This window comes from Synechococcus sp. CCAP 1479/10, assembly GCF_019038515.1.
GTDB lineage: Bacteria > Cyanobacteriota > Cyanobacteriia > PCC-6307 > Cyanobiaceae > Cyanobium.
Genome location: NZ_JAFKRJ010000020.1, coordinates 22,570 through 48,653, shown reverse-complemented (window position 1 = coordinate 48,653; position 26,084 = coordinate 22,570). Strand labels below are relative to the sequence as shown.

The following is a 26,084-nucleotide window of genomic DNA, read 5'->3' as shown; positions in this document are numbered from 1 at the left end:
CGGCACCGGCAACATGAAATTCATGATGAACGGCGCCCTCACCATCGGCACCCTCGATGGCGCCAACGTCGAGATCCGCGAGCAGGTCGGCGACGACAACTTCTTCCTTTTCGGCCGCACCACCGAGGGCATCGCCGAACTCAGGCAGCAGGGCTACCGGCCCTGGGAGCTGATCGGGTCCACCCCGGAGCTGCCGGAGGTGCTGCATCTGATCGAGAGCGGCCACTTCAGCAACGGCGACAAGGAGCTGTTCCGACCGCTGCTGGAGAATCTCACCGGCCGCGACCCCTTCTTCGTGCTGGCCGACTTCGAGGCCTACATGAAGGCCCAGCAGGAGGTGAGCGAGGCCTGGAGCGACCGCCCCCGCTGGAACCGGATGTCGCTGCTGAACACCGCCCGCAGCGGCCTGTTCTCCTCGGATCGCTCGATCCGGGAGTACTGCGAGCGGATCTGGCAGGCGGAGGAGTTCCCCGTGACCATCACCTGCGAGATCGACGAGGCCCCGGCCAAGGGCCGTCGGCTGCCCGCCGCCCAGTGAGACGGGCCGGGGCGGGTCAGCCGCCCCGGTGATCGGGCAGGTCGGGGGTCTGATGCAGCAGCCGATTGAGACGCAGCCGGTCGGCGTTGAGGGGGTCGGGGGCCAGTTCGCCGGCCACTTCCCGGAAGGTCTGCTCCACGGGCTCGGGCACCCTCACGTCGAAGATGCGCTCCATCAGGGCTTCGATGGAGAAAAGGTGGGCGTTGATGTTCTCCAGATCAGCCATGGCCTGCTGGATCGCCTCGTTTTCAGGGGGTGCGTCGGCGCTGGCGTCGGCTGAGGCGGCTTCAGGGGCCGCGGGGGCGGGGGGCGTATCGCCGTCGCCGTGCTGCTTCTGGAGCTCCTCCAGCACCCGGCCGGCGAGGGTGCGGAACGACTGCAGCGCCGCCCAGTTGAGCTCCTGCTGCTGACGCAGGCTGGGATTTTCGCGGATCAGCCGGTCGTGTTCCCGATAGAACCGCTGGCAATCAGGACATTGGCAGGGCTCTTCTGGCACCGCGTCCCTTCTTTCATTCAATGGTCATCATGGCACCGACCGGGAGCAGCGGGGCAAAGTGCAGCGCCGGAGCCGAAGCGCTCAGGCGGCCATCGGGTCCTGATCGGGATGGTCCCCCGCCTCCTGGAGCAGCGGCAGGGGAATCTCGATCGAACTGACCACCTGAATCACATCGCGCAGGCGCATCGAGTCGGCGAACCAGCCCATGGCCTGCTCCACGTCACCGCGGCGCTCGGCATCGCCGGCCTGCTCCTCATGGGCATCGGCCAGCAAGGCCAGCCAGCAGAGGCAGCGGGCCTGGACCACCGACAGATCGAGTTCGTCGGGGTGGCTGTGGGCGATCGATTCGCTCTCCTGTTGCACCAGCAACCGCAGGCGCAGGTCGTGAAGCTGGGTCATCCACTGCTGACGACTGGCGACACGCTAGCGGGAGCGTCCGCTTTGGGAAGCCCACCAGCGGTAGCGCTCGTTACGGCCCAGGCCAGACGTCAGTTGCCGGCGTAGGCGATGCCGGCCTCCACCTCGGCGATCGCCTGGTTCACCAGGTTGATCGCCCGGTCGCGGTGCCCACCTTTGTTGGGGGCGGCCATCTGCAGGGACGACCGGGCGCTGAACAGCGCATTCAGGGCGTTCTGCATGTTGGGCTGCTGGGCCACGGCCACGCCCGAGGCGACGGCCGCACCGGCGAGGAAGGCGACGGGGGTGGCGAGCCAGGGGGAGAGCAGGGGACGGGGAGCCATGGGCTTAAGAAATTCTCAAGGAAATCTAGGCCTGCCGGGGGAACGGGGCTGGCGGGACTCGAACCCACGACCTACGGTTTAGGAAACCGTCGCTCTATCCGGCTGAGCTACAGCCCCCTGCGGCCAATTATGAAGGCTGCCGGGTCCGGCACGGCCAGCCCCGTCAGAACCCAGTGGCCGCCTGGCTCCGACCTCCAGCGACCAGGGCCGCAATTGCGGGTTCACGGACATGGTCGGGGGAATTCTGTGAAACGGGTGAGAGGTGGTAGTATTTCGGCGGTACGACTCCTTTCCTCTTACCCACCATGCTTTCGCTCAGATCGCCTATAGGCCTTGGGGCTGCGCTCAGCGCAAGCCTGGCCGCCTCTTTCCTTTCCGCCACCCCGGCCCAAGCCCAGGTTTTCAACGCCCCCTCCGGCGGGTTCCCCGGCGGCGTTGAAGGCACCGCCTCCGTTGCCGCCTGTGGCAACAGCCTGGTGGCAGCCACCACGATCTTCAGTGGTTCGTTCGCCTGTCAGATCGGCGACAAGATCTACAGCAACTTCTTCATCACCAACGACACCACCGGTGCTCTGGGGAGTTCCAACTTCCTGTTCCAGAACATCGGCGCCAACCACTCGCTGTCGGCCTTCGGGGCGTTCATCCCCGGCACCTACACGTTCGGCTACACCATGACGGTGTTTGATGCCCTCGAAACCGGTCAGAGCCTGGCGAGCATCCGCAACGATGCACTCAACGCCGCCATCGGTGCCGGCGTCCCCGCCTGGACCAAGACCCTGACCGCCCTCACCAACGGTCCGACCATCACCACGGAAAGCTCCAGGGCTGGTCTGAGTCAGTTCGACGACGGTCCGGTTTCGTTCCCCGTTGCCGCCCAGCCTGTCGTGGCTGATTTCATCTCCGAGCTGTTCGTTGATGACCTCCCCAACAACTTCACCCCTGGGATCAACGACACCGTGACCCAGAAGTTCGCGGATGAGTCCGTCCCCGGCCCCCTGCCCCTCCTGGGTGCTGCCGCCGCCTTCGGCTTCTCCCGCAAGCTGCGCAGCCGCATCAAGCAGACCGTCTGATCCAGGCGTCGTCCTGTATCCCCTGCCCCCACTCCGGTGGGGGCTTTTTTGTGTGCGGGTCGAGCCCCGCACAGGCATGAACGCCCATCCTGACAAACGGCGGGCTCCCGGTAGATTTGGCCCTGCTGTCTGAGAAAAGCCCAGTGATGGATGCGACCGAACCCAGTGTTTCAGGCAGCAGTGAGGTCCGCGTCGGCAAGGAGGCCGCCCAGGCGTTCTCCGTCATCGGCCTGGTCTCCCTCGGCCTGGGGCTCGTCACGCTGGTGTTCGCTTCCCTGCCGGTGCGTCTGCTCGACCCCGCCTGGCAGTTGCAGCTCTCCGGTGCCTTGACGGGAGCGGGCTTTTCCCTGCTGATCGGCACCCTCCTGATCTGCACCGCCAGCGCCTTCCCCGGCGCCTCCCAACCCATCCACGGAAACGTGAAGTTGCTGCGCAACATCTGCACCTGGGTGGCGATTCTCTACCTGGTGATGATCCCGGTTCAGCTGTATGCGGGCATGCGGGTGCTGCAGCAGAAATCCGGCGAGGAGGGCCGGACCCAGGCCGCCTGGAGGAAGTTCAAGCGGCAACTGGAGGCCACCAGCAACGAGCAGGAGCTCCGCGACCTGCTCGGCAAGCTCAACCAGCCCATCAACCTGCCCCCCAAGCTGAATCAGCCGTTTCTCTCCTTCAAGCAGACCATCGTGGCCCAGGCGGATTCCCGCTTCAACGCCCTCGTCTATCAGAACGATCAGGCCCGCTCCGAGCGGCTGCAGAACTTCATCAGCGAGGCGGCCAACAACACCCTCAAGTCCCTGCTGTTCGCCCTTGGATTCGCGGCCTTCGGCCAGGGCAAGGAAGGCGGGCCGACCCTTCTCGACAAGGCGCTCGGGATCTTCGGCAACAAGCCCCGCCGCCGCGGCCGCGTGGCGTGAAGCCCCCTGGGGTGGCTGCCTACAGTGACCCCGGAAAGCAGGCGAGGTGATCGCGATCGGTGCGGTGCGGCCTTCGGGCCACAGCCGCGGCCGGTTGAGGAAAGTCCGGGCTCCCCAATGGCCAGGCCTGCTGGGTAACGCCCAGTGCGGGTGACCGTGAGGACAGTGCCACAGAAACACACCGCCGATGGCCCGGGCTTGCCCGGCGCACAGGCAAGGGTGCAAAGGTGCGGTAAGAGCGCACCAGCGGCATCGAGAGGTGCCGGCTTGGTAAACCCCGGCTGGGAGCAAGGCCCAGGGACAGCGGTTGGCCATCTTCCCCGTCCCGATTCCCATGCGCCGCTCGAGGCCGCCGGTGACGGCGGTCCCAGACAGATGATCACCCCCCCAGCCGGCGGTCCGCCGCCGGCTGGGGAGAACAGAACCCGGCTTACGTCCTGCTTTCCCCTTTTGCCCCGCGATGACTCCCCAGCGCCGCCAGCAGATCCTGGCCTTTCTGGAGAGCCTCGGCTTCGGCGCCCCCTCCGGCCTGCTGCCCCCGGATCCGGCCGCCGCGGACGCCGCCCTCGACACCCTGGATGAGGCCCTCACCCACAGCTCCACCGGCCTCCCACGCCACCACGACCGCCTGGAGTTCCTCGGCGACGCGGTGCTGCGGCTGGCGGCCGCCGAGTTCCTGCACCGGGAGCATGCCTCCCTCAGCGTGGGCGACACCTCCGCCCTGCGGGCCCAGCTGGTGTCCGACCGCTGGCTGAGCGAGCTGGCCCGCAGCATCGCCCTGGAGCCGGTGCTGCTGATGGGGCCGATGGCTGCCGGCGACCGGGCCGGCCGCTCCACCGTGCTGGCCGAATGCGCCGAGGCCCTGGTGGGCGCCATCTATACGGTGGGGGGCGGTCCCCAGGGCGGCCTGATGGCCGTGCAGCGCTGGCTGGCCCCCCACTGGCAGCTGAGCGCCGCCGAACTGCTGGCCGACCCCGCGCGCCACAACTGGAAGTCGGTGCTGCAGGAATGGAGCCAGGGCCAGGGGAAGGGCCTGCCCATCTACCGCAGCCAGGAGCGCAGCCGGGTGCACGGGGATCCGGAGCGCTTCGAATGCCGGGTGGAGGTGGCCGACCTCAGCGGTGAGGGGCGGGGCGGCTCCCGCCGGGAGGCGGAGCAGCAGGCGGCCAGGGCGGCGCTGGCCGCGCTGGCGCTCAGGCCTGCTCCAGGGTGCTGAGGGGCACGGTCACCAGCTTGTCCCAGTTGCCGCCCTCGAACAGCACGGCGGCCATCGCCCCGCTGATGCGCTGCACGAAGCCCTGGTAGCCGTTGTAAATGGAGCGGGGATCGCGCACCACCACGGTGGAACCGGGCAGGATCGGGCTGCTGGCCATGGCGGATGCCCTGGAGGGGACCATCAAGTGGGGCCATTATCGATGCAGAAGCGCCCCGATGGAGCCCCTGGCGGGTGCCCGCGGGCACCGCACAGCCCCGTGACGCGATGATGCGCCGCGACGGGAGCGATCAGGCCGTGGCCGACACCAGCAACGAGAGCCAAGGGGCCGACCCGGGTGAGCTCATGGCCGTGGGGCGGGTCGTGGCGGCCCAGGGCATGGGCGGCGACGTGCGCCTGCTGCCCCTGAGCGACTTTCCCGAGCGGTTCACCCGGCCCGGCCCCCGCTGGCTGCAGGCCCCCGGGGGCCAACCCCGGCCGGTGCGGCTGCTGGCCGGCAGACCCGTGCCCGGCAAAACCCTGTTCGTGCTGCGCCTCGAGGGCATCGGCGACCGCAACGCCGCCGAAGGCCTGGTGGGCCATCACCTCATGGTGCCGGCCGCCGACCGTCCCACCCTGGAGCCGGGGGAGTTCCATCTCCTCGATCTGGTGGGGCTCCAGGTGCGGCTGCTGCCGGATCCCCAGGCCCCGATCGGCACCGTGACCGACCTGATCCACGGGGGCAACGACCTGCTGGAGGTGGAGCTCAGCGACGGCGGCCGGCGGCTGCTGATCCCCTTCGTGGAGGCGATCGTGCCGGAGGTGAACCTGGCGGAGGGCTGGATCGGCCTGACGCCGCCCCCCGGCCTTCTGGACCTCTGAAACCCTCCGGGGTTCACCCGGACGCTGACGGCCGGGTGCGGCTCCGGTTGAATGGGCCCGTCTGATGGTCCTGCGGGACAGCTGCCGCCGCGATGGCTACCCCCTCCCTGGTTCCGGTGATCCTCTGCGGCGGCACCGGCACCCGCCTCTGGCCCCTGTCCCGGGCCAGCTATCCGAAGCAGTACTGGCCCCTGGCCGGCACCACCGAGGAAACCCTCCTGCAGCAGACCCACCAGCGCCTCCAGGGGCTGCCGGACCTGGCGCCGCCGTTGCTGATCTGCAACGAGGACCATCGCTTCATCGTGGCCGAGCAGATGCGCCAGATCGGCGTCGAGCCGGCGGCGATCCTGCTGGAGCCGGTGGGGCGCAACACCGCCCCGGCGGTGGCGGTGGCGGCCCTGCAGGCCACCGCCCGCGGCGAGGACCCCCTGCTGCTGATCCTGGCGGCCGACCACGTCATCCGCCGGGCCGCCGACTTCCGCGCCACCGTGGCCGCCGGCATGGCCGCCGCCACCGCCGGCCAGCTGGTCAGCTTCGGCATCGTGCCCACCAGCCCCGAGACGGGCTACGGCTACATCGAGGCCTCCGAACCCCTGGCGGCCACCCCCGTGCCGATCGCCCGCTTCGTGGAGAAGCCGGACCGGGCCACCGCCGAGGCCTTCCTGGCCACCGGCCGCTTCACCTGGAACAGCGGCATGTTCCTGTTCCGCGCCAGCGCCATCCTGGCGGAGCTGGATCGCTTCGTCCCCGAGGTGGTGAGCGCCTGCCGCACCGCCCTGGAGCACGACAGCGCCGACCTGGAGTTCCTGCGGCTGGAGCGGGAGGCCTTCGCCAACGGCCCCAGCATCGCCATCGACGTGGCGGTGATGGAGCGGACCGACCGGGGCGTCGTGCTGCCCCTCGATGCCGACTGGAGCGACGTGGGCAGCTGGGCGGCCCTCTGGGAGACCTCGGAGCAGGACCCGGAAGGCAACGTGCTGCGGGGCCGGGTGATCAGCGAGGGCAGCCGCAACTGCTACCTGCGCAGTGAGCACCGCCTGGTGGTGGGGCTGGGGGTCGAGGATCTGGTGGTGGTCGAGACCGACGACGTGGTGCTGGTGGCCCACCGCGACCGCGCCCAGGAGGTGAAGGGCATCGTCGGCCGGCTGGAGCGGGACGGGGCCCCCGAGAGCCGCGCCCACCGCCGCATCTACCGCCCCTGGGGCCACTACGACGGGGTGGTGGAAGGGGAGCGCTGGCAGGTCAAGAAGATCTCGGTGAAGCCCGGCGCCAGCCTGTCCCTGCAGATGCACCACCACCGGGCCGAGCACTGGGTGGTGGTGCGGGGCACCGCCGTGGTGGAGAAGGACGGGGTGGAGGAGCTGGTGGGCGAGAACCAGAGCACCTACATTCCCCTCGGCGCCCGGCACCGCCTCACCAACCCCGGCAAGATCCCCATGGAGCTGATCGAGGTGCAGAGCGGCCCCTATCTCGGCGAGGACGACATCGTGCGCTTCGACGACCAGTACGGCCGCAGTGACGCCCCCCTGACCTGCCCTTGAAGAGCGTGTCCAGTTTCATGGCAGGGGCGGAACGGCCCCTGCGACCGCTCAGGCGCGCCCTGTCGGCGGCCATCAGCCGCCACCTGGCCCGCCGCCTCCTGCGGAGGATGGAGCGCGCCACCCCGTCGCCGTTCGCGACGGCCCCACCGGAGGGGTTCCGCCGCGGCATCGACCACTACAGCCGCCAGGACCTGATCGCGGTCCTGCAGAACGTCCTGGCCTCCTACCGGAGGGCCTGCGGCCGCTACCCCGATCTCGCCAGGCCCCGCTCCTACTCCGAGAAGGTGAGCCACGCCAAGTTCTTCGCCCCCATCAAGGTGCCCGAGAGCGGCAACAAGCTGCTCACGGGCAGCTTCCTGCCCCCGGCCCTGGCGGGCCAGGTGAGCGTGCCGGAGGTGGTCTGGCACCACGACCAGCCCCAGCTGCCCGCCAATGGGCAGCTGGAGCCGGGCGAGTACTACCTCAAGGCCAGCCACGGCTCCGACATGGTCCAGCGCATCCGCTTCCCGCTGGAGGCAGGGCAGCGGGAGGCCCTGGAGGCCACCTGCCGGCGGTGGCTGAGCCGCCCCTTCGGCCTCGGGCAGGGTGAGTGGTGGTACAACAGCTTCCCCCGGCGCCTCCTGATCGAGCGGTCGATCTCCTCCCGCATCCCGTCGCTGTCCCTGCTCTTCTACGTGCTCGGGGGAGAGGTGGCCCTGATCACGGTCTTCGCCAAGGCGCTGCAGCCGGGCAAGCCCAACCGTCGCCTGCTGCTGGACGGACGCTTCGTCCCCCTGGCCGAGCAGGATCCTGCGGAGAAGCGGCTGGCGGACTTCCAGCTCAGCGAACCTCTCCAGCGGCGCTGCCTGGAGGTGGCCCGCACCGTCGCCGGCCCGTTGCACTCGGTCAGGGTCGACCTGATGGTGGGGGACGACGGCCGGATCTACCTGAACGAGGTCACCTTCTCCCCCAGCAACGGTCTCCCCTTCGTGGGCAGGGACCTGGACCTGCAACTCGGCCAGCTCTGGCCGGGGACCAGCCTGTGGCGCTGAGGGCGCCGGCCTGGGGCGGCGAGCCCGCGGAGCGGGCAACGCCGCCTTCGGTCGGCGCCCTCAGCGCCACAGGAGCTGGCGGGAGGGGGAGGGAGGAACAGACCATCCACGCTTGCGGCAGAAGGCTCTCGAGCCCCCTCCCCCGGGAGGGTGTGGCGCTGCGGTGAACCGGAGGCGGCGTTGCCGGCCCAGGCCGGCTCGCCGACCGGAGGTTCCCCGCAGCGCCACACCCTCACTCGACAGTGACGGACTTGGCCAGGTTCCTGGGCTGATCGACGTCCAGGCCCCGGTGGGCGGCGATGTGATAGCTGAGCAGCTGCATCGGGATCACCGTGAGCAGGGGACTGAGCAGCTCGTCCACCTCCGGCAGGGGCAGCAGCACGTCGAACAGCTCGGTGTCGGGGCAGGCGGGCGCCACGCCGATCAGCTGGGCATCGCGGGCCTTGGCCTCCTGGGCATTGGAGAGCACCTTCTCGAACACGGTTCCCGGCACGGCGATCGACACCACCGGCACCCGGGAATCGAGCAGGGCGATCGGTCCATGCTTCATCTCACCGGCCGGGTAGCCCTCGGCGTGGATGTAGCTGATCTCCTTGAGCTTGAGGGCCCCCTCCATGGCGATCGGATAGTTGATGCCCCGCCCCAGGAAGATCACGTCCTGGGTGTCGGCGAACAGGTGGGCCAGCTCGGCGCAGCAGCGGTCATGGTCGTCGACCAGGCGCTGCAGCACCGCCGGCATGGCCCGCAGCTGCTCCACCAGCTCCCGCAGCTGGGCGGGGGTGCGGCCGCCACCGAGGGGATGGGCCGTGCCGCCCCGGCGCTCGGCGAAGGCCAGGGCCAGGCCGTAGAAGGCCAGCAGCTGGCCGAGGAAGGTCTTGGTGGCGGCCACCCCCACCTCGATGCCGGCACCGATGTCGAGCAGGTGGGGGACCAGGCGGCCCAGGGAGCTCTCCGGGCGGTTGGTGATGCCCAGCAGCCTGGGGGCGTAGGCCGGATCGGCCACCAGGAAGCGCCGGTCCTGCTCCATCGCCAGGGCGGCGAGGGTGTCGGCCGTCTCCCCTGACTGGGTGACGCCGATGGTGAGCGTGTGGGGCTCCAGCGGCGGCGGGGCGTAGCGGAATTCACTGGCGTAGAACACCGACGTGGGCAGCCCCGCCAGCTGCTCGAGCAGATGGGCCCCCACCTGGGCCGCATGGCGGCTGGTGCCGCAGGCGAGGATCTGGATCCGCTCCACCCCCTCGTAGACGGACTCATCGAGGGGAAGGGCCACCAGGGCGCCCTCGGGCAGATGGCGGGCCACCCACAGGGCCACCGTTTCGGGTTGCTCGTGGATCTCCTTGTGCATGAAGTGGCGGAAGCTGCGCTTGTCCGCCACGTGCTCGGTGCCCACCAGCAGCGTCGGGTTGCGCTGCACCCGCGCTCCGTCGCGGTTGTAGAGCTCGATGCCCAGGGGCGTGAGCAAGGCCACCTCGCCGTCCTCCAGGGGCAGGATCGTGCGGGTGAAGCCAGCCAAGGCCGGGGTGTCGCTGGCGCAGAGGAACTCCCCCTCCCCCAGGCCGATCAGCAGCGGCGCCTGGCGCCGGGCCACCACCACCGCCCCAGGCACCGCCGCCCACACCACCGCCAGGGCATAGGCCCCGTGCAGCAGGGGCAGCACCTGCTGCAGGGCCTCCAGCAGCAGCGCCGGCGAAGCGCTGGCCCCCTCGGCCTGCCGTTGCCGCAGCCAGCGGGCGATCAGGTGGGGGATCACCTCGGTGTCGGTGTCGGAGCGGAACTCCACCCCCTCGCCCTGCAGCTCCTCCCGGAGGCTGCGGTGGTTCTCGATGATGCCGTTCTGGACCACGGCCAGCTGGCCGCTGCCGTCGAGGTGCGGGTGGGCGTTGCGCTCCTCCGGCTTGCCGTGGGTGGCCCAGCGGGTGTGGCCGATGCCGCACTGGCCCGGCGCTCCCCGCTCCTCGAAGCGGGCCGTGAGGTTGACCAGCTTGCCCTCGGCCTTGAGGCAGTGCAGGCCGGCCCCGTCAACGGTGGCGATGCCGGCGGAGTCGTAGCCGCGGTACTCCAGCTGGCGCAGGCCCTCCAGCAGCTGGGGGGCCGCCTCCCGTGAGCCGATCAGGGCAACGATGCCGCACATAGAACAAGTAGGCCAAAAAAAAGCCCGGCGCAGGCGCCGGGCATGAGCTTATGGGAGGGCAGCGGCGGCGCCGGTGCTCAGTAGGCCAGGCCCATGGAGCGGCTGGTCTCGTCACCCAGGTAGACGCGGATGCTCAGGAAGTCGGTGGGGCAGGCGGTTTCGCAGCGCTTGCAGCCGACGCAGTCTTCGGTGCGGGGCGAGGAAGCGATCTGGGCGGCCTTGCAGCCATCCCAGGGCACCATCTCGAGAACGTCGAGGGGGCAGGCACGGACGCACTGGGTGCAGCCGATGCAGGTGTCGTAGATCTTGACGGCGTGGGACATGCCAGGGCCGGGAACGAACGGCGAGGTGCCCAAAGTACCCACACCGTTCCGGCGCAGGGCGACACCCGGGGCTGGCCGTCACCCTTGTTCATACGCCGAAAGGCCCCGAACGGGGCGACCCGTAGGATGCTGCCTCCCTCACAGCAGCCATGTCCCAGGAAGCGATCTTCGAGAAAGTCCGGTCGATCGTTGCCGAACAGCTCAGCGTGGAGGCTGACGAGGTCAAGCCGGAATCCAATTTCCAGAACGATCTGGGCGCCGATTCCCTCGACACCGTCGAGCTGGTGATGGCCCTGGAGGAAGCCTTCGACATCGAGATCCCCGACGAGTCGGCCGAAGGGATCACCACGGTGGGTGACGCCGTCAAATACATCCAAGAGAAGCAGGCCTGAGGCGTCCATGGTGGAGGGTCTCCGCCGCGTCGTCGTCACCGGCCTGGGCGCGGTCACACCGATCGGCAACAACGTCGCGGATTACTGGGAGGGGCTGACCAGCGGCCGCAATGGGGTGGCGCCGATCACCCTGTTCGATGCCTCCCGCCATGCCTGCCGCTTCGCCGCCGAAGTCAAGGACTTCGACACGGCGGGCTGGCTGGAACCAAAGGAAGCAAAGCGCTGGGATCGCTTCTGCCAGTTCGGGGTGGTCGCGGCCAAGCAGGCGGTCGCCGATGCCGGCCTGACCATCGACGACGGCAACGCCTCGCGCATCGGGGTCGCCATCGGCTCCGGCGTGGGCGGGCTGCTGATGATGGAAACCCAGGCCCACGTGCTGGCCGACCGCGGTCCCGACCGGGTCAGCCCGTTCTGTGTGCCGATGATGATTCCCAACATGGCCACCGGACTGGCGGCCATCGCCATCGGCGCCAAGGGCCCCAGCAGCGCCGTGGCCACCGCCTGCGCCGCCGGCTCCAACGCCATCGGCGATGCCTTCCGGCTCATCCAGATGGGCCTGGCGGACGCCATGGTCTGCGGCGGTGCCGAATCGGCGATCACCCCCCTGGGGGTGGCCGGCTTCGCCAGCGCCCGGGCCCTGTCGTTCCGCAACGACGACCCCGCCACCGCCAGCCGCCCCTTCGACGCCGAGCGCAACGGCTTCGTGATCGGTGAGGGGGCGGGGGTGCTGGTGCTGGAGAGCCTCGAGCACGCCACGGCCCGGGGCGCCCGGGTGCTGGGCGAGATCGTCGGCTACGGCATGACCTGCGACGCCTACCACTACACCCTGCCTTCCCCCGGCGGCGTGGGGGCGGCGGAGGCCATCCGCCTGGCCCTGGCCGATGCCCGGCTGGAGCCGGAGGCGGTGGACTACGTCAACGCCCACGGCACCAGCACCCAGGCCAACGACAGCAACGAGACCGCCGCCATCAAGTCGGCGCTCGGGGCCCACGCCATGACCATCCCGGTCAGTTCCACCAAGTCGATGACCGGCCACCTCCTGGGTGGCAGCGGCGGCATCGAGGCCATCGCCGCGGTGCTGGCGGTGGCCCACAACCTGGTACCGCCTACGATCAACTACAGCACGCCTGATCCTGCCTGCGATCTGGATGTGGTGCCCAACCAGGCCCGGGAACACGCCGTCAACGTCGTGCTCTCCAACTCCTTCGGATTCGGCGGCCACAACGTCTGCCTCGCCTTCCGCCGGATGACCTGACCACCCGGCGCGCCAGCGCACCGGGTCACCCATCCCAGGAACACCTCCCTCCTCCCTGTACTCCCCCGTCAAGCCATGGTCGCCGCCCCCTCCACCCAGGTCGATAGTCACGTAGAGACGCTCTGCATCAACAGCATCCGCTTCCTGGCGGTCGACGCGATCAACAAGTCCAACTCGGGGCACCCCGGGCTGCCGATGGGCTGCGCACCGATGGCCTTCTCCCTCTGGGACAAGGTGCTGCAGCACAACCCGAAGAATCCGCAGTGGTTCAACCGCGACCGCTTCGTGCTCTCGGCCGGCCACGGCTGCATGCTGCTGTATGCGCTGCTGCACCTCACCGGCTACGACAGCGTGACCCTGGAGGACATCAAGCAGTTCCGCCAGTGGGGCTCCCGCACCCCCGGCCACCCGGAAACCTTCGAGACCCCGGGCGTCGAGGTCACCACCGGGCCCCTCGGCCAGGGCATCTCCAACGCCGTGGGCCTGGCGATCGCTGAAGCCCACCTGGCGGCGAAGTTCAACAAGCCCGACGCCACCATCGTCGACCACTACACCTACGTGCTGATGGGTGACGGCTGCAACCAGGAGGGCGTCTCCGGCGAGGCCGCCTCCCTGGCCGGCCACCTGGGTCTGGGCAAGCTGATCGCCCTCTACGACGACAACCACATCACCATCGACGGCAACACCGGCGTGTCCTTCACCGAGGACGTGATGAAGCGCTATGAGGCCTACGGCTGGCATGTGCAGCACGTCGAGGACGGCAACACCGACGTGGCCGCCATCACCCGGGCGATCGAGGCGGCCAAGGCGGTCACCGACCGTCCCAGCCTGATCAAGGTCACCACCACGATCGGCTACGGCTCCCCCAACAAGGCCAACACCGCCGGCGTGCACGGCGCCGCCCTCGGGGCCGAGGAGGCCGAGCTCACCCGCCAGCAGCTGGAGTGGAGCTATGGGGCCTTTGAAGTGCCCGAGCCCGCCTACGAGCACTGGCGCCAGGCGATCCAGCGCGGTGCCGCCGCCGAAGCCTCCTGGAACGAGAGCCTGGCCGCCTACCGCAGCCGCTACCCCGCCGAGGCCGCCGAGTTCGAGCGGCTGCTGCGCGGTGAGCTGCCCGAGGGCTGGGATGCGTCCCTGCCGGTGTTCACCCCAGAGGACAAGGGCCTGGCCACCCGCCAGCACTCCTACAACGCCCTCAACGCCTTCGGCCCCGGCCTGCCCGAACTGATCGGCGGCTCCGCCGACCTCACCCACTCCAACCTCACCGACATCAAGGGCGAGGCCAGCTTCCAGAAGGGCCACGAAGCCAACCGCTACCTGCACTTCGGCGTGCGGGAGCACGCCATGGCGGCGATCCTCAACGGCATCGCATACCACAACAGCGGCCTGATCCCCTACGGCGGCACCTTCCTGGTGTTCGCCGGCTACATGATCGGCGCCATGCGGCTGTCGGCCCTCTCCGAGCTGGGCGTGATCTACGTGCTCACCCACGATTCGATCGGCCTGGGCGAAGACGGCCCCACCCACCAGCCGGTGGAAACCCTCGCCAACCTGCGGGCCATCCCCAACCTGCTGGTGATCCGCCCCGGCGACGGCAACGAGACGGTGGGGGCCTACAAGGTCGCCGTCACCAACCGCAAGCGCCCCACGGTGCTCGCCCTCAGCCGCCAGGCCATGGTCAACCAGGCCAACTCCGCAGCCGAGAAGGTGGCCAAGGGCGGCTACATCCTCAACGACTGCGACGGCACGCCGGACCTGATCCTGATCGGCACCGGCACCGAGCTCGACCTCTGCGTCAAGGCCGCCGCCCAGCTCAGCGCCGAAGGCAAGGCCGTGCGCGTGGTGTCGATGCCCTGTGTCGAGCTGTTCGAGGAGCAGGACGCCGCCTACCGCGAGTCGGTGCTGCCCGCCGCCGTGCGCAAGCGGGTGGTGGTGGAGGCCTCCAGCTCCTTCGGCTGGCACAAGTACACCGGCTTCGACGGCGCCAGCGTCTCGATCGACAGCTTCGGTGCCTCCGCCCCCGGCGGCGTCTGCCTGGAGAAGTTCGGCTTCACCGTCGACAACGTGGTGGCGACGGCCAAGGCGCTGGGCTGAGGTGGTGCCCAATCCATCCATGGGCACTATCTTCCTAGCGAGTACTTCCTAATTCCGATGAAGAAGAAGCCAGAAAGTCCCACGGCAGACTTGCTGGCCCTCTTCTTATCAAGTGGCCTGACCCCAACCGCGGCGCTGGCACAGTTCGTGTTTGCATGCGTCGCGATGGGGGGGTTCATGTTCAGCCATGGGCTGAACATCGACGAAGAATTAGGTTTGTATACCCCGTTTTCAATCTCCCTTCAGGGCCGATTTTCCCTTGAACTGTTAGGCCAAATACTGCAGCCACCGGGAGTCTTACCCTTGGCCCCCTATGCACTGCTGGCTGCAGCCTATATCATTTCATATAACACCATTGTTTCCATTCACGGCCTGCGCCATTCCTGGAGAACCCAGCTAGGCTTTCTGATTTTTATTCTGTTTCCAACGAACTGGCTTACTCAGGAGTATTCAGGCCTGGCTGCAGGCCTTGCTCTTGGGCTGATCTGCACATCCACGGCTGCCTTGTTGACGGTGGACAGAATCAGGAATCAACGCCCTCCCCTCCAGCACAGCCTGCTCTCAGTACTCACGGTAGCTCTGCTGGTTCTCGCTCTCAGCACCTTTCAATCCCAGATCACCGTCTATTTTGCCATCGGAATGGGGGTAACCCTGTTTTCGATCTCTCAGGCAGAGAGCAATCAATCAGCATTTGGCATTACCAGCCTTCGAACCTGGATTGTGTACGGGGTAGCATCCGTCCTGGCCTATGCGCTCACCGTCAAGGCGTATCTCACGCTCACAGGCCAGAACATCCAACATGTGAATATCTACTTTCGAAGCCCCTATTTCATGCTCAGGACAGAGCCGCTGCAGTACATCACCGGCAACCTGGAGCAATACACCAGAACCTATCTCACGCCTGGCTTCTTCTATGGCCATCCCCTCTGGGGCCTGCCCCTGCTTCTGATTGGCGCTCTTATTCTTTACTTCATCTACTGCGGCCCAGCTCGCGATTTAACGCAGGCTTCCGGGATCCAACTCAAGGCAGGTTGGCAAGGAATGCTCGGCTGGCTATTCATGCTTGCCATCCCCTTGGCCCTGAACATTGTCTCAAAACCGTATCGGATTCCGATGCGGGCTCTCTTCGCCGTTCCCTATGTGGCCTGGCTGGCGTCAATGGTGTGGATGGAGCTGGCGGCAGGCTCACGGAGATTGAGGATTCTCATGGTTGGCGCAGCACTGTCTTGCGTGTTGATTCTGCAAAGCCTTATTACGATTTCCCATTATTACGCAGCACGTGCTTTCAATCAACGTGCTGATCAGCTGGTTGCCAACACTGTTGCTTCCGTGATTGCCACGAGTTCCAAGCAAGCACCCCGGGTCTCCAGAATTGCAACCGATGGCTCACTGCAACGGGAGCAACCTTATCGAACCGGATGGTACTCCTTTGCCGGTTCCTCCTTTTTCAATTGGGATGGAGGCAGTGCTCGGCGGATCAGTGCCTGGCTGAGAGCGATGGGCATTCCAGGCCTGAAACCCGTGGAAGAAAAAGAGAAGAAAAGATTTGAGACCGAGTTTGCAACCATGAAACCCTGGCCGCAACCAGGCTCCATCCAGGTGAATGACGACACCGTACTGATCAAGCTGAGCTAAGCATTGAAGACACAGTCACTACGCCTTGACGAAGTGTCGAGACATTCTCACTGCCGGAGAGTTCTCCAAAATCACCGTAACCTTCGTGCACCGACGCGACGTCGCTTTGCATAGTGAGCTGCGGGCTCTCGCTGGAGACGCTGACCGTTTCCACTGGCACACGTTCACCGGCTTTGACGGCGCCAGCGTCTCGATCGACAACTTCGGTGCCTCCGCCCCCGGCGGTGTCTGCTTGGAGAAGTTCGGCTTCACCGTCGACAACGTGGTGGCCACCGCCCAGGCGCTGGGCTGACCTCGGCCTGGCCGAAGGCAACGCCAAGACATTCATCAACAGGAAGCCGGGATCTCACTCCCGTCTTGTTTGATGCTTCTCCTGGGGATCACTGATCCGTTCATAGAGGATGCCCAATTCATTGGTCTGACGCACGCGGTAAACCTCAAGCAAGTTGACGCCGTGGCGCCGGGCCAGCTCCTCCAGGGGCGGGTAGTTGGCCGGAGCAAGACCAGCACCCTTTCGCGGGGAGGACACATGGTCAAGCACGAATCTGGGCCTGTCCTGCGAAGTGGTGAGCGCGCGGATGTATGCCGTCGTGTCGTTCTTGACCCAGGACAAGACGATTAGTGTGCCGAGGTTGAGGTCGCTGATATGGGTGTCATGAACCCCTAGAAGGTGGGAATTCAATCCAAAGACATGGAGACCTTCCTGACGCGTTTCGGCGGGGAGGAGGGAACCAATGCGACTGCCGCCAGAAGCCAGCTCCCGGGTCATCCTGTGGCCCGTAACGCTCAGCAGAGCGAGAACAGGTGTAAGGGCCAGAAGTGGGGCCCACCATGGCATCGCGAACGGTCGGGCAGGCCATGAAGCCGGGACCTTTGCCGATGCAGCGGAGCTGACAAGGCCAGGGACGTTGGCCAGGCCTGTGGCCATAACCACGACAGCCGTGGGAATAAGAAGCAGGTAGTAGTTCAACATGCCCTTGTTGGGCAGCAGAATCGCGGCGATGGTGGCGAGAGACAGGAGAAGCGACGCCCTGAAGAAATGAAGAGAGTGGGGCGGGTAGCGCTGGGGGCGAACCAGGGGAACGAGCCACACAAGCCAGGCCAGCAGGAATTGAGGGGCTTCGAATGCCAGCGTGCGCAGCTTGGCAAGCAAACCCATGAGCAGATCAGGTGCATTGCGGACGAAAGTGAAAACCTTGACAATGAACCAGACGGCCACAGCCCGGAGAGAAAACCCAGACGGCTCCCTACTGGAGGCGTCGATATCTACGACGCCCATGTAGTCGCCCAACAGGGAACCAGCGCGGCTGAACAGCCCATAGCCCCCCATCCGGTAAACGAGCAGGTCAACCACCAGACACGCCACGAAAGAGATAGCTAGAAGCCGGAAAGTCCGCCGCCGGCCGAGGCCCCCACCCAGGATCAGAGCCCACACCTGGGGGACGAGCTGATACTTAAGGTGAAAGGCGGCCACGGAAAGGGCAACGACACCTGAGAGTGCTCGGCGTCCCGCTGGTCGATGAACCAGCAGCGTCCACATGCCAAGGAGCAGCACACTGCCGAGGATCTCGCCATTAGGAGTGAGTTGGGTGATCGACAGATCCACTGGCCGGATCAGCAGAGGCGGTCCGACGCAAAAGAAGCAAACGGCAACGGATGCCCCGCGATTCAGCAGGGCACGACTTCCTGCATAGGCCAGCATGGCAATAAGACCCACGGCCACGGACTGCACGAAAGCGATCGCGAATCCGTCCTGTAATGGAGGTGGGATGCCGATGAAGCGGAGCAAAGCCAAGAGCGGGACGTATAGCAGGGGGTGGAGAAAACCTTGCGTATACATGTCAACGACCTCGGTGCCTGGGGGGCGCTGCAAGTAGCGGCGTGCCAGTGACGCAGCCACATGGACATCATCCTGAAATCCACTGGTAATCACACCCGCCCACAGAACCCGAATAAGAATGGCAAGGGACGTAGCAATAAACAGAAGAAGACCGATATTCAGGTCAGATGCTCTGAGCCTGAATGGACGACGAATTCGATCGGCCAGATCCATGAAACAATCACGCTGGTTCACCAAGATACACGACATCAACCCAGCTGAATAGCCAGTTTGAGGCTGGGAACAAGGAGAACAGGGCACGGGTTCTCTGCAGAAACGAAAGACTGAGATCGCCTGGATGGAAGCAATCGCCAATGGGCATGGCAGTCTTCAACCACTGAGTGCAACAGACCTTCATGGAGTTTCGCCGAACGCCGAATGAGTCCTCGGTGGTGCTGCAGCGAAGATGCCATCTGAGCATGATGCTGACGCGACGCCCATCATCGGTTGTGACACCATGTTCAAAGGACAGCATGCAACGGGCCCAAAGGCGTCTCGGAATCTGAAGACAAACGGGAAACATCGGCTAACGTGGAAACGACAGCACTCGTCTGCAGCATGACATCCGAACGACTCGTATACGTATCGACGGCCTACAATGAGTCGCTGAACCTTGAGGAGTTGCATTCGCGCTGTCGTCAAGCCTTCGAGCAGATCAGGGAGGCCCTTCCGAACCCTGACGACCTTGAGTTCGGCATGGTGATTGCCGACAACAACAGCAGCGACGAAAGCCTGACGGTGATTCAGCGCATTGTCGCGAAGGACCCGCAGGTTATCGGGATCGCCAACAGCAGTAACTATGGCCCGGAAGCTTCAGCCGTCAACGCCTTCAAGCACGCGGGCGATTGCAGCTTGATGATCTGTCTCTGCTCCGATCTTCAGGATCCTCCCGAGCAGAGTGTGGAGATGGTGGTGCGGCTGCTGCAGGACAATTCCAAGGATGCGGTGCTGGCCGTGAAGAGTCGATCGGCAGGGGGGCCGTTGCTGCAGATGGCGCGCAGGACGTACTACAAGGCCCTCGGCTATTCCTCCAGGCTCCAACAGGTTCCCAGTGGCTTCCATGGCTTCGGCTGCTACCGAAAAGAGGTTGTCGAGGAGATCCTGCGCTACTGGGATGAGTCCGGGATGAACCTGCGCATGTGCATCGCCAACAGCTGCCATTCGCCGGTGCTGATTCACTACAGGCAGGCCGATCGAACCCGGGGGACATCCTCCTATCGCGGTGCAGGGTATGCCCTGGAGGCCATCAGAGCTCTGCTGTCCGCAGACGCAGCCGCCAGTCGCCTGGCCCTCACCATCGGCGGGTTTGGGGTTCTGTTTGCCTTCATGGTGGCCGTGTTCCTGCTCGCCAACTATCTATCCGGGAACAGTCAGTACGAAGGCGGCATCCCCACGGTCATGGCCCTGGTTCTCATCAGCTTTGGCCTGCAGATGCTGACCATGGCGGTGGTCTCGAGGCAGATCGAAGGCCTGCGCCTTTCCGGCTTCAGGCCGAAGCTCAGATATACCTTGATGCGCCAGAGCAAAGGTCCGAATGATTAGCCATTCATTCACCCGCTACGGACTCAACGGCATCGCCTTCACCATCCTCGGCCCCGCTCTTTTCTGGCTTGCCTATCCGATGGGTGCCTTTCTCGCCCTGGGCATTGCAGAAGCAACCTGTCATGTCCTGAGATACTTCAGCTTTCGCTTTCTTGTCTTCCCCAGCAGCCAGGGATATCGGGTTTCCATCGGGCGCTACATCATTTCCGTCGTGCCCACCATTACGGCGGGAGCCGTCATCGTCACCCTGTTCAAGGGAGTGATCGGTAGAACGGAGCTGACGGTGCTGGGCGCCGCCACGTCCCTGATCGTTGGCTATGCATGGAGCACGTTTGTTTACAAGCAGAAGATATCCACCAGGCGCACAGAGCATGACGAACCCCAGAGCTGACTCTCCTGCCCGGGGAGATGGGCAGCATGGAAGACTTCTCCATGAGTCCGTACTACGATGCCATTGCGATGAGCAGCATCCATCATGAGACAGACTTGCCTCGTTTGCGGCCATCAGCTGTCGGAGCCGATCCTGCACTACAGCGATCTCCCTTCGGGCGCCCAACAGATGCCAACGAAGGAAGAGCTGGCTTCAGACAAGGGAATCGATTTCAACGTCAGACAATGCCTCTCCTGTGAGACCTTGCAGCTTGACTGCGAACCCGTTGCGTATTATCGCGATGTGATCAGGGCGATGCCGGTCAAGGGTGTCTTTGCCAATCTGAAGCTTGAGCTGTTCAAGGACTTTGCCAAGAAGTTTTCTTTGGAGGACAAGCATCTGATCGAAGTCGGCTGTGGCAAGGGTGACTTCATCCAACTCTTTTCCAGCGAATCGGTAAGGATCTCTGGAATTGAGCATTCAAGCGCCTCCGTTCTCGCCGCACAAAGCAAGGGCCTGGACGTCGCCCAAGGATTTGTCGACTCCGCTGAATGCGGGGTGCCGAACGCGCCCTATGACGGGTTTCTCTCGATCAACTTCCTTGAACACCAACCAGATCCTTGCGGCATGCTGGCTGGAATTCACAGAAGCCTGACGCCCGATGGCGTTGGCCTGATTACGGTGCCCAGTTTCGATCACATTCTGCGCTATGACGCCTATTACGAGTTTGTCAGGGATCACCTGCTCTACTTTACAGAAACCACGTTGCGGCGCATGCTCGAAACAAATGGGTTTGACATCCTGGAGATGGGCCTCTTCAATGAAGATACAATTTATGCCTACGTCAAAAAACGGCCAGTTGTTGCCTTGAGTGGACTGTCCAACAACTACATGAAGTTGCGCAGCGAGCTGAATGCGTTGATTGATGATCTCAAGGCCCAGGGCAGGCGCGTGGCCCTATGGGGAGCCAGCCATCAAGGCTTTACGATCATCGCCTGTGCGGGTATTGGAGAGAAAATTGAGTACATCATTGATTCGGCAGAGTTCAAACAGGGCAAGTACTCGCCCGCCACGCACATTGAGATCATTTCTCCCGCCGAAGCCCTATCCCGGGCAGCCAATGCCATCATCATCGCCGCTCCGGCTTATACGAAAGAAATCCTCGGCGTGATCCTGTCGACCTATCCTTCGGATACCCATGTTTCCGCCCTCCGGCAAGACGGGATTGAGGTTCTTCATCAGCCGGTCAGCCCTTAAGGCCAGCAGCCGTATCGGTGATCTGCTCGTCCATGGTCCATGCGGAAAGGCCATGGGTGGAGAGGAAGTCCAGGAAAGGAGCGGGATCAGAGGAGTAGACATTCGGAGTGAGGCCCGGGTCAACAGAGGAGACGGGCTCAGGAAGGCTGAATAACCTGCTGACCCTCTGTGCCAGGGACGTCAGATCGGTTTCCTCGCTGACGGTGGCCAGGGGGGCCTCCAATGGAGGATGGTCACTGGCGAGCCACGCCCAGGCCGACGCCACAATGTTGCCAGCATGGCCAAAGCCGCGAACCACGCGATTCTTGGACTTCAGGAAGATCTGGCTACCGTCCCGGGCTTTGAGAAGAAAGTCACCCAGGGCATAGATCTCAGGGTTCGTCATGAATCTGCCCGAGAGCGTGTAGATCCTCAGGATGAGGCTGGCGGTGAGCTCCCTGATCCGCACTTCCTCTTCATACTTGAGGGCGCCATAGGGGTTTTCAGCGATCTTCTCTTCAGAGGCCCGACCGGTGCTGTCAAAGGCCGCCGCGGCACCGGAGGAAATGTTCACAGCCCTGACGCCGGGTGAATGCACAATGGCCTCGCACACGAGCCTGGTGATCTCCCGGTTGATCGCGATATAGGCGTCAACACCGACAGCATCCAGCCCGGAGCGAGGGAAGAAGGCCCCATGGAAGAGATAGCCAAAGGGCTCCTGCTTGGCATGCTCCGGCAGCTCAGCCAGTGGGTGGACGGGATAATCGAACGACTGGTCTTGCCCATAGGCTGTGGTGCTCAGCAAGGCGGGCTTGCTGGCATAGGCACGGACCTTCTGACGAAAGATATCGGGCGCGAGCAGACGCTGCAGCTCGTGCAGTGCGGTCTTTCCCACCCACCCGGTGGCACCGGTGACGGCAATGGGCTTGGAATGAAACTCAGACATCAGAAAATGGCGTGTAGGTGAAACAACTGATTCGTCGGTTATTGATCGAATGGCTCAGGATTCAGCATCGAATCGCTCAAGATCAGGTGTCGCGCTCAAGCACCTTCCAGCGGCTCTCCAGCATCTCGATGCGCATCTGGTCTTCCTGGTACATCAGGCCATAGTACTCACGCTTATTGAGCAGCCAGAGCAATTCGAAGTGAACAGCCTGCAGCAGGGCTTCTGCAAGATCGGGCGAGTCAAGGGCCGATCCCTGGAAGATGACCTTGCGGGTTTCGAAACGATCCAGATGGACAGCCTGGAATCGCTTCAGGTTGGGAAACGCATCAATCGACACGGCTCCGCCAACAACGAACTCAAGACCGGCCTTCTGGCACTTCCTGGCGATATCTTCACCAACCTCGGTGACCTCATTTCCTTCCAGACCCTCCCGACCAACGCCGAGCGAGCAGCTGAAGTCAACACGTCCGAACACGACGCCATTGCAGCCAACCTCCGCAGAGGCTGCTGCGATCAGATCATCGATGCAGCGATAGCCCGCGATCGTTTCCACGTTGAACAGGAACTTGACATCCTCCTGATCCTCGGGAGCAAAGACCTTGTTCTTGGCGGCAATGAATTTCCCCAAGGCATAGGGGGATTCCACCATGGGTGCAATGATGTAATTGACCCCAAATTGCCGCGCCTCAAGCATGTCACGGATGGCCTCGCAGCCACCCACCTTCAGGGCCATACCCACATCGGCCTTATGGGCGATTTCGAGCAACCTCAGGAGCTCGTCCGTACGGGTACCTTCAGCCTCAAACTCAGCCTTTGTTGCAACCACACCGAAACATTCTCTTCCGCGCTTAAGAATATCCAACATCTTCCGTTCATGAGCGTTCATCGGTCTCGTGACGATTGGTCGAATCTTACCAGAAATGGACGCTTTTGATTACTCGGATGTGTGCAGGTATCGGTAAACACAAGATGCAATCTCGTCGGGGAGGTCGGGAGTCATCCTGTGAAGCGGATTGGATTCCATGCCACCCTGGGCACTGATACGGCTGGAGATCTTGGGGAAATAGCTTTGCTCCGGATCGATGGGCACAAGGAACAACGCTGGCGATGGACGCTCCCATAACTCAAGGAACACAGGATCGTCGGAACACCACCCAGCGGAGAGGGTGTGGACGGGCACGTCATAGGCCTTGCCAAGGAGCCTCCAATCGGGAAACCCCAGACCGGAGCGAACGTCACAGCCGACGTAAGAGCCTTGAAAGTAGTTCTTCTGGGTCATGCGGATCGATGCATAGCCCTCATTGCAGAACAGGAAGATCTTGAGATTCAGATCGTTGACGGCGACCGTGGCCAGCTCCTGAAGGTTCTGACTGAACCCACCGTCCCCCTCCACCAGAACGGTGCGATGGTGGCGGTCGGCGAGGGCCACACCGATCGCCGCCGAAAGGCCATAGCCCATGCTCGCCAGCCCCTTGTTCGTGAGCATCGTCTGGCCCTGACGCAGGTGAAAGGCCTGCATCATCACGGTGAAGGCACCACCACTGCTGCAGGGAACGATGTGGTCGGCATCACCGCAGACCCTGGAGAGGTCCATCACCATGTCGTAGGGATTCAGATAGCCCTCGGCCGTGGCATTGCAGGCCTCTGAGAGGGGCAATCGGGATTTGACGTCATGGCAGAACGCCAGCCATTCCGGGTGCTGGCCAAGATCATGACGAAGCAGCTGGCTCAGAAAGGCATCGGCATCGGCCTCAATGGCCTCCGCCAGCGTCGGATTCGGCTTGGCCAGCTCGGCTGGGTCGATCTCCACCTGAATCACATCCCCCACCGGCAGGAACTCCTGCCAGTTGAAGCCTGTCTGCTGCAGCCCGAGCCGGCTGCCGATGGCAATCAGCAGGTCGGACTGCTGCAGCAGGATGTTGCTGTAACGCTGCCCCCAGGTGTTAGGCCGACCGAAGTAATTGGAATGCTCGGACCCATAGCGATCGGCCCCATTCCAGGTGGTCATCACCGGCAGCCCCAGGGACGCCAAGAGGGACTCAAGCTTCTGGGCACAGGGCCGCGAGACACCACCACCGAGGAGCAGGACCGGCCGTTGGGCTGCGGCAACACGGGCCGCGATCCGGGCCGCGGTGGGGGCGGTGTCGGGAACCGCGGCCGTGGTCGCTGGGGTGAGGGGGGCCCCCTCTGCGGCCAGCCAGTCCTCGGGGACCGGATGGGCCTGGACATCCAGGGGGAGCTCCAGAAACACCGGCCCGGGCCGACCCTGCCAGCTCAGGGCCACGCTGGCCAGGAAGGAGAGATGATCCAGGGGCTCCCGCAGACAGAGACTCTGCTTGCACAGTGGGGCCGCCAGCGCCACACCGTCCACCTCCTGGATACCCAGCTGACGCAGGCCGGGAGGGGCCAGATCACTCACTTTGACCTGGCCTCCGAGCAGCAGCAGCTCGCGGCTCTCCAACCAGGCCCCCGCCAGGCCCGTGAGGGCATTGGTCAGACCCGGACCTGCCGTGACCAGGACAAAGGCACGGCCGATTCCTTCTGCCGCGGTTCCCGAATTCAGGGTGGCATTGTGATGTTCGGCGGCAATGACGGCAGCCACCTCATGCACCGTGGGAACGCACACCATCTGATGGCGGGCGGAATTCAGCAGATGCATGATGTTCCCCCCCGCGACAAAGTAGCAGTGGGTGAAGCCCGCGGACTTGAGCCACTCCAGCATCACATCGGAGTATTTCATCAACCAATCTCCTGGGGAACGGAAGACACAGCCTTGAGGGCCTCCTCCATGGCGAGCTGGATGGCTGCCAACTGGGGCTCACCGGCCGGGATCTTGATTTCCTCGACCCCAAGCACACTGGAAGGCTCTAATCCTGGCTTCACACCGCTGGAGGTCGGAACGATCAGATGATAGTAACCGGGAGAATGCTTCTTGTCAGCAAGAAAGGCACGACGGAAGCGTTCTGGGTCAAACGATTCAACGGCCGTGGGATCAAGCGTCGGATGCAGAAGCTGAAGGCAATGATCCCAGAGCGGCAGACAATCGGACGGTGACCCGAGAAAGCGGACCGCCGCCATCATCCCCAGGGCCACCGCCAGCCCGTGGGGAATGGCGAACTCGGTCGCCGATTCCAGGGCGTGCCCCCAGGTGTGGCCAAAGTTGAGGCAGCGTCGCTCTGCCCGGTCGAATTCGTCCTTCTCCACGAACCACTGCTTGACCCGCAGGGTGGCGTGCAGCAAGGCGGCCAGGTCCTGCTCGCTCCAGGCTCCGGCCAACACAGGCTGCACCAGCTCCAGATAGCTGGAGAAGGCCTCAGGTCCACGGCAGAAGGCGATCTTGGCAGCCTCTGCAGCCCCGCCTGCCATCTCCACGGCAGGCAGTGTGCGTGCGAAGACAGGAAGGATCTGAATACAGCGAGGGGGGTGGAAATTGCCGATCAGATTCTTGTAGGCGCCGACATTGATCGAACTCTTGCCCCCCATGCAGGAATCGGCCATGCCCAGGAAGGTGGTCGGCACGTAGTCCCAGGCGATACCTCGCATGTACAGCGAGGTCACGAAGGTGGCGATGTCCTGAATGACGCCACCTCCCACGGCGAGCAGGCGGGAGCCGCGACCGAGTCCGGCCTGCTTGAGCGCCACGAACAGCTCGATGGTCTGCGGCAGGGACTTGGCGTCTTCGGTGGCCTCCACGAAGATGACGGGCTGCTCTGCTGGAAAGCTGATCCTGTCCCGGAAGAAGGCATCCATCAGGATCAGGTCCGCCTCAGGCTTCCATGCCCCGAGATCGGTCAGCCCCTGGAAGTCGATGCTGTAGTCGGACAGTGAGCTGCGGATGACGATGGGGGGGAGCGAAGCCAGGGACAGGGACGTCATG

General features: G+C 64.6%; 25 protein-coding genes, 1 tRNA gene, 1 other RNA gene and 1 pseudogene. 16 read left to right on the top strand and 12 right to left on the bottom strand.

All coding sequences use genetic code 11. From position 1 onward, the window contains the following. On the top strand, window positions 1–538 hold a 538-nt coding region (locus KUG39_RS05880; RefSeq protein ID WP_216913537.1), incomplete at its 5' end, for a glycogen/starch/alpha-glucan phosphorylase. 16 nt (window positions 539–554) lie between these two features. Here KUG39_RS05880 and KUG39_RS05875 read toward each other — a convergent pair. The 4 genes from KUG39_RS05875 to KUG39_RS05860 all read right to left on the bottom strand — a co-directional run bounded on the left by KUG39_RS05875 (window position 555) and on the right by KUG39_RS05860 (window position 1,891). Further along, a complete protein-coding gene (locus KUG39_RS05875; protein WP_216913535.1) occupies window positions 555–1,034 on the bottom strand; it encodes a DUF8661 family protein in 480 nt (159 codons plus the stop codon). An 81-nt stretch (window positions 1,035–1,115) separates the two neighbouring features. Continuing rightward, window positions 1,116–1,433, bottom strand: coding sequence for a DUF8670 family protein (locus tag KUG39_RS05870; RefSeq protein WP_094584336.1), 318 nt, complete (start codon window positions 1,431–1,433; stop codon window positions 1,116–1,118). 89 nt (window positions 1,434–1,522) lie between these two features. Then, on the bottom strand, window positions 1,523–1,774 hold the full coding sequence (locus KUG39_RS05865) for a hypothetical protein (protein WP_216913533.1): 252 nt from the start codon (window positions 1,772–1,774) through the stop codon (window positions 1,523–1,525). Window positions 1,775–1,817: 43 nt separating this feature from the next. Beyond that, window positions 1,818–1,891, bottom strand: a tRNA-Arg gene (locus tag KUG39_RS05860). 359 nt (window positions 1,892–2,250) lie between these two features. Between KUG39_RS05860 and KUG39_RS05855 the strand changes: the two genes are divergently transcribed. The 4 genes from KUG39_RS05855 to rnc all read left to right on the top strand — a co-directional run bounded on the left by KUG39_RS05855 (window position 2,251) and on the right by rnc (window position 4,974). Beyond that, window positions 2,251–2,844 (top strand): hypothetical protein, encoded by a 594-nt coding sequence (locus KUG39_RS05855; RefSeq protein ID WP_216913531.1) that lies wholly within the window; start codon window positions 2,251–2,253, stop codon window positions 2,842–2,844. 146 nt (window positions 2,845–2,990) lie between these two features. Further along, window positions 2,991–3,758 (top strand): HpsJ family protein, encoded by a 768-nt coding sequence (locus tag KUG39_RS05850; protein WP_216913529.1) that lies wholly within the window; start codon window positions 2,991–2,993, stop codon window positions 3,756–3,758. Between the two features lie 34 nt (window positions 3,759–3,792). After that, an RNA gene (gene rnpB, locus KUG39_RS05845) (RNase P RNA component class A) lies at window positions 3,793–4,206 on the top strand. 12 nt (window positions 4,207–4,218) lie between these two features. Then, window positions 4,219–4,974, top strand: coding sequence for a ribonuclease III (gene rnc, locus KUG39_RS05840; protein WP_094584332.1), 756 nt, complete (start codon window positions 4,219–4,221; stop codon window positions 4,972–4,974). Here rnc and KUG39_RS05835 read toward each other — a convergent pair. Continuing rightward, complete coding sequence (locus KUG39_RS05835; protein WP_015109734.1) at window positions 4,952–5,131, bottom strand: NAD(P)H dehydrogenase subunit NdhS; 180 nt, start codon at window positions 5,129–5,131, stop codon at window positions 4,952–4,954. The two genes, rnc and KUG39_RS05835, sit on opposite strands and share 23 nt — an antisense overlap. A gap of 185 nt (window positions 5,132–5,316) precedes the next feature. Between KUG39_RS05835 and rimM the strand changes: the two genes are divergently transcribed. The 3 genes from rimM to KUG39_RS05820 all read left to right on the top strand — a co-directional run bounded on the left by rimM (window position 5,317) and on the right by KUG39_RS05820 (window position 8,404). Continuing rightward, the gene (rimM, locus tag KUG39_RS05830; RefSeq protein ID WP_216913543.1) at window positions 5,317–5,832 is read left to right on the top strand and encodes a ribosome maturation factor RimM; all 516 of its coding nucleotides are present in this window, start codon (window positions 5,317–5,319) and stop codon (window positions 5,830–5,832) included. A gap of 92 nt (window positions 5,833–5,924) precedes the next feature. Next, on the top strand, window positions 5,925–7,373 hold the full coding sequence (locus tag KUG39_RS05825) for a mannose-1-phosphate guanylyltransferase/mannose-6-phosphate isomerase (RefSeq protein WP_094584331.1): 1,449 nt from the start codon (window positions 5,925–5,927) through the stop codon (window positions 7,371–7,373). Then, on the top strand, window positions 7,370–8,404 hold the full coding sequence (locus KUG39_RS05820) for an ATP-grasp domain-containing protein (RefSeq protein ID WP_216913527.1): 1,035 nt from the start codon (window positions 7,370–7,372) through the stop codon (window positions 8,402–8,404). Before KUG39_RS05825 ends, KUG39_RS05820 begins: the two co-directional genes overlap by 4 nt. 232 nt (window positions 8,405–8,636) lie before the next feature. Here the strand turns inward: KUG39_RS05820 and glmS are convergent, their stop codons facing one another. Together glmS and psaC are read right to left on the bottom strand one after the other, a co-directional pair. Next, window positions 8,637–10,535 carry a glutamine--fructose-6-phosphate transaminase (isomerizing) gene (gene glmS, locus KUG39_RS05815; protein WP_216913525.1) on the bottom strand — a complete coding sequence of 633 codons (1,899 nt, stop codon included), beginning with the start codon at window positions 10,533–10,535 and terminating at the stop codon, window positions 8,637–8,639. Between the two features lie 77 nt (window positions 10,536–10,612). Then, complete coding sequence (psaC, locus tag KUG39_RS05810) at window positions 10,613–10,858, bottom strand: photosystem I iron-sulfur center protein PsaC (protein WP_011377242.1); 246 nt, start codon at window positions 10,856–10,858, stop codon at window positions 10,613–10,615. A gap of 149 nt (window positions 10,859–11,007) precedes the next feature. On the opposite strand from psaC, the gene acpP reads away from it, so the two are divergent. From acpP to KUG39_RS05785, 5 genes and pseudogenes are all read left to right on the top strand, one after another. Then, on the top strand, window positions 11,008–11,250 hold the full coding sequence (acpP, locus tag KUG39_RS05805) for an acyl carrier protein (protein WP_035833476.1): 243 nt from the start codon (window positions 11,008–11,010) through the stop codon (window positions 11,248–11,250). Window positions 11,251–11,257: 7 nt separating this feature from the next. Then, complete coding sequence (gene fabF, locus KUG39_RS05800) at window positions 11,258–12,505, top strand: beta-ketoacyl-ACP synthase II (RefSeq protein ID WP_190612524.1); 1,248 nt, start codon at window positions 11,258–11,260, stop codon at window positions 12,503–12,505. A gap of 75 nt (window positions 12,506–12,580) precedes the next feature. Beyond that, entirely contained in the window at window positions 12,581–14,599 is a 2,019-nt protein-coding gene (gene tkt / locus KUG39_RS05795; RefSeq protein WP_190612523.1) for a transketolase, read from the top strand. 57 nt (window positions 14,600–14,656) lie between these two features. Beyond that, complete coding sequence (locus tag KUG39_RS05790) at window positions 14,657–16,234, top strand: glucosyltransferase domain-containing protein (protein WP_216913523.1); 1,578 nt, start codon at window positions 14,657–14,659, stop codon at window positions 16,232–16,234. A 121-nt stretch (window positions 16,235–16,355) separates the two neighbouring features. Continuing rightward, window positions 16,356–16,526: pseudogene (locus KUG39_RS05785) on the top strand (transketolase-like TK C-terminal-containing protein); the annotation flags it as partial. Window positions 16,527–16,580: 54 nt separating this feature from the next. Here KUG39_RS05785 and KUG39_RS05780 read toward each other — a convergent pair. Next, window positions 16,581–18,287, bottom strand: a complete 1,707-nt coding sequence (locus tag KUG39_RS05780) for a hypothetical protein (protein ID WP_216913520.1) — start codon at window positions 18,285–18,287, stop codon at window positions 16,581–16,583. A 384-nt stretch (window positions 18,288–18,671) separates the two neighbouring features. Here KUG39_RS05780 and KUG39_RS05775 point away from each other — a divergent pair, with 384 nt between their 5' ends. From KUG39_RS05775 to KUG39_RS05765, 3 genes are all read left to right on the top strand, one after another. Continuing rightward, window positions 18,672–19,655, top strand: a complete 984-nt coding sequence (locus KUG39_RS05775; protein WP_216913519.1) for a glycosyltransferase — start codon at window positions 18,672–18,674, stop codon at window positions 19,653–19,655. After that, complete coding sequence (locus KUG39_RS05770) at window positions 19,648–20,046, top strand: hypothetical protein (RefSeq protein ID WP_216913518.1); 399 nt, start codon at window positions 19,648–19,650, stop codon at window positions 20,044–20,046. The genes KUG39_RS05775 and KUG39_RS05770 overlap by 8 nt, the downstream gene beginning before the upstream one ends. 84 nt (window positions 20,047–20,130) lie before the next feature. Further along, complete coding sequence (locus tag KUG39_RS05765; protein ID WP_216913516.1) at window positions 20,131–21,282, top strand: class I SAM-dependent methyltransferase; 1,152 nt, start codon at window positions 20,131–20,133, stop codon at window positions 21,280–21,282. Here KUG39_RS05765 and KUG39_RS05760 read toward each other — a convergent pair. The 4 genes from KUG39_RS05760 to KUG39_RS05745 form a co-directional block, all read right to left on the bottom strand. Then, the gene (locus tag KUG39_RS05760) at window positions 21,272–22,207 is read right to left on the bottom strand and encodes an NAD-dependent epimerase/dehydratase family protein (protein ID WP_216913515.1); all 936 of its coding nucleotides are present in this window, start codon (window positions 22,205–22,207) and stop codon (window positions 21,272–21,274) included. The genes KUG39_RS05765 and KUG39_RS05760 overlap by 11 nt on opposite strands. An 82-nt stretch (window positions 22,208–22,289) precedes the next feature. After that, window positions 22,290–23,093: an aldolase/citrate lyase family protein gene (locus KUG39_RS05755; protein ID WP_094584319.1), complete on the bottom strand. Its 804-nt coding sequence runs from the start codon at window positions 23,091–23,093 to the stop codon at window positions 22,290–22,292. Window positions 23,094–23,141: 48 nt separating this feature from the next. Next, a complete protein-coding gene (locus KUG39_RS05750; protein WP_216913513.1) occupies window positions 23,142–24,947 on the bottom strand; it encodes a thiamine pyrophosphate-binding protein in 1,806 nt (601 codons plus the stop codon). Continuing rightward, the gene (locus tag KUG39_RS05745; RefSeq protein WP_216913511.1) at window positions 24,947–26,083 is read right to left on the bottom strand and encodes a 3-dehydroquinate synthase; all 1,137 of its coding nucleotides are present in this window, start codon (window positions 26,081–26,083) and stop codon (window positions 24,947–24,949) included. Before KUG39_RS05745 ends, KUG39_RS05750 begins: the two co-directional genes overlap by 1 nt. Between the last annotated feature and the right edge of the window lies 1 nt (window position 26,084).

What these genes read in the sequence shown, in the direction of transcription:
- KUG39_RS05760 (WP_216913515.1), bottom strand. Translation starts at nt 22,207, where the DNA reads ATGTCTGAGTTTCATTCCAAGCCCATTGCCGTCACCGGTGCCACCGGG.
- rnc (WP_094584332.1), top strand. Translation starts at nt 4,219, where the DNA reads ATGACTCCCCAGCGCCGCCAGCAGATCCTGGCCTTTCTGGAGAGCCTC.
- KUG39_RS05780 (WP_216913520.1), bottom strand. Translation starts at nt 18,287, where the DNA reads ATGGATCTGGCCGATCGAATTCGTCGTCCATTCAGGCTCAGAGCATCT.
- KUG39_RS05745 (WP_216913511.1), bottom strand. Translation starts at nt 26,083, where the DNA reads ATGACGTCCCTGTCCCTGGCTTCGCTCCCCCCCATCGTCATCCGCAGC.
- KUG39_RS05850 (WP_216913529.1), top strand. Translation starts at nt 2,991, where the DNA reads ATGGATGCGACCGAACCCAGTGTTTCAGGCAGCAGTGAGGTCCGCGTC.
- psaC (WP_011377242.1), bottom strand. Translation starts at nt 10,858, where the DNA reads ATGTCCCACGCCGTCAAGATCTACGACACCTGCATCGGCTGCACCCAG.
- KUG39_RS05865 (WP_216913533.1), bottom strand. Translation starts at nt 1,774, where the DNA reads ATGGCTCCCCGTCCCCTGCTCTCCCCCTGGCTCGCCACCCCCGTCGCC.
- KUG39_RS05825 (WP_094584331.1), top strand. Translation starts at nt 5,925, where the DNA reads ATGGCTACCCCCTCCCTGGTTCCGGTGATCCTCTGCGGCGGCACCGGC.
- KUG39_RS05835 (WP_015109734.1), bottom strand. Translation starts at nt 5,131, where the DNA reads ATGGCCAGCAGCCCGATCCTGCCCGGTTCCACCGTGGTGGTGCGCGAT.
- KUG39_RS05775 (WP_216913519.1), top strand. Translation starts at nt 18,672, where the DNA reads ATGACATCCGAACGACTCGTATACGTATCGACGGCCTACAATGAGTCG.
- KUG39_RS05765 (WP_216913516.1), top strand. Translation starts at nt 20,131, where the DNA reads ATGAGACAGACTTGCCTCGTTTGCGGCCATCAGCTGTCGGAGCCGATC.
- KUG39_RS05870 (WP_094584336.1), bottom strand. Translation starts at nt 1,433, where the DNA reads ATGACCCAGCTTCACGACCTGCGCCTGCGGTTGCTGGTGCAACAGGAG.
- acpP (WP_035833476.1), top strand. Translation starts at nt 11,008, where the DNA reads ATGTCCCAGGAAGCGATCTTCGAGAAAGTCCGGTCGATCGTTGCCGAA.
- KUG39_RS05750 (WP_216913513.1), bottom strand. Translation starts at nt 24,947, where the DNA reads ATGAAATACTCCGATGTGATGCTGGAGTGGCTCAAGTCCGCGGGCTTC.
- fabF (WP_190612524.1), top strand. Translation starts at nt 11,258, where the DNA reads ATGGTGGAGGGTCTCCGCCGCGTCGTCGTCACCGGCCTGGGCGCGGTC.
- KUG39_RS05770 (WP_216913518.1), top strand. Translation starts at nt 19,648, where the DNA reads ATGATTAGCCATTCATTCACCCGCTACGGACTCAACGGCATCGCCTTC.
- rimM (WP_216913543.1), top strand. Translation starts at nt 5,317, where the DNA reads ATGGCCGTGGGGCGGGTCGTGGCGGCCCAGGGCATGGGCGGCGACGTG.
- tkt (WP_190612523.1), top strand. Translation starts at nt 12,581, where the DNA reads ATGGTCGCCGCCCCCTCCACCCAGGTCGATAGTCACGTAGAGACGCTC.
- glmS (WP_216913525.1), bottom strand. Translation starts at nt 10,535, where the DNA reads ATGTGCGGCATCGTTGCCCTGATCGGCTCACGGGAGGCGGCCCCCCAG.
- KUG39_RS05790 (WP_216913523.1), top strand. Translation starts at nt 14,657, where the DNA reads ATGAAGAAGAAGCCAGAAAGTCCCACGGCAGACTTGCTGGCCCTCTTC.
- KUG39_RS05755 (WP_094584319.1), bottom strand. Translation starts at nt 23,093, where the DNA reads ATGAACGCTCATGAACGGAAGATGTTGGATATTCTTAAGCGCGGAAGA.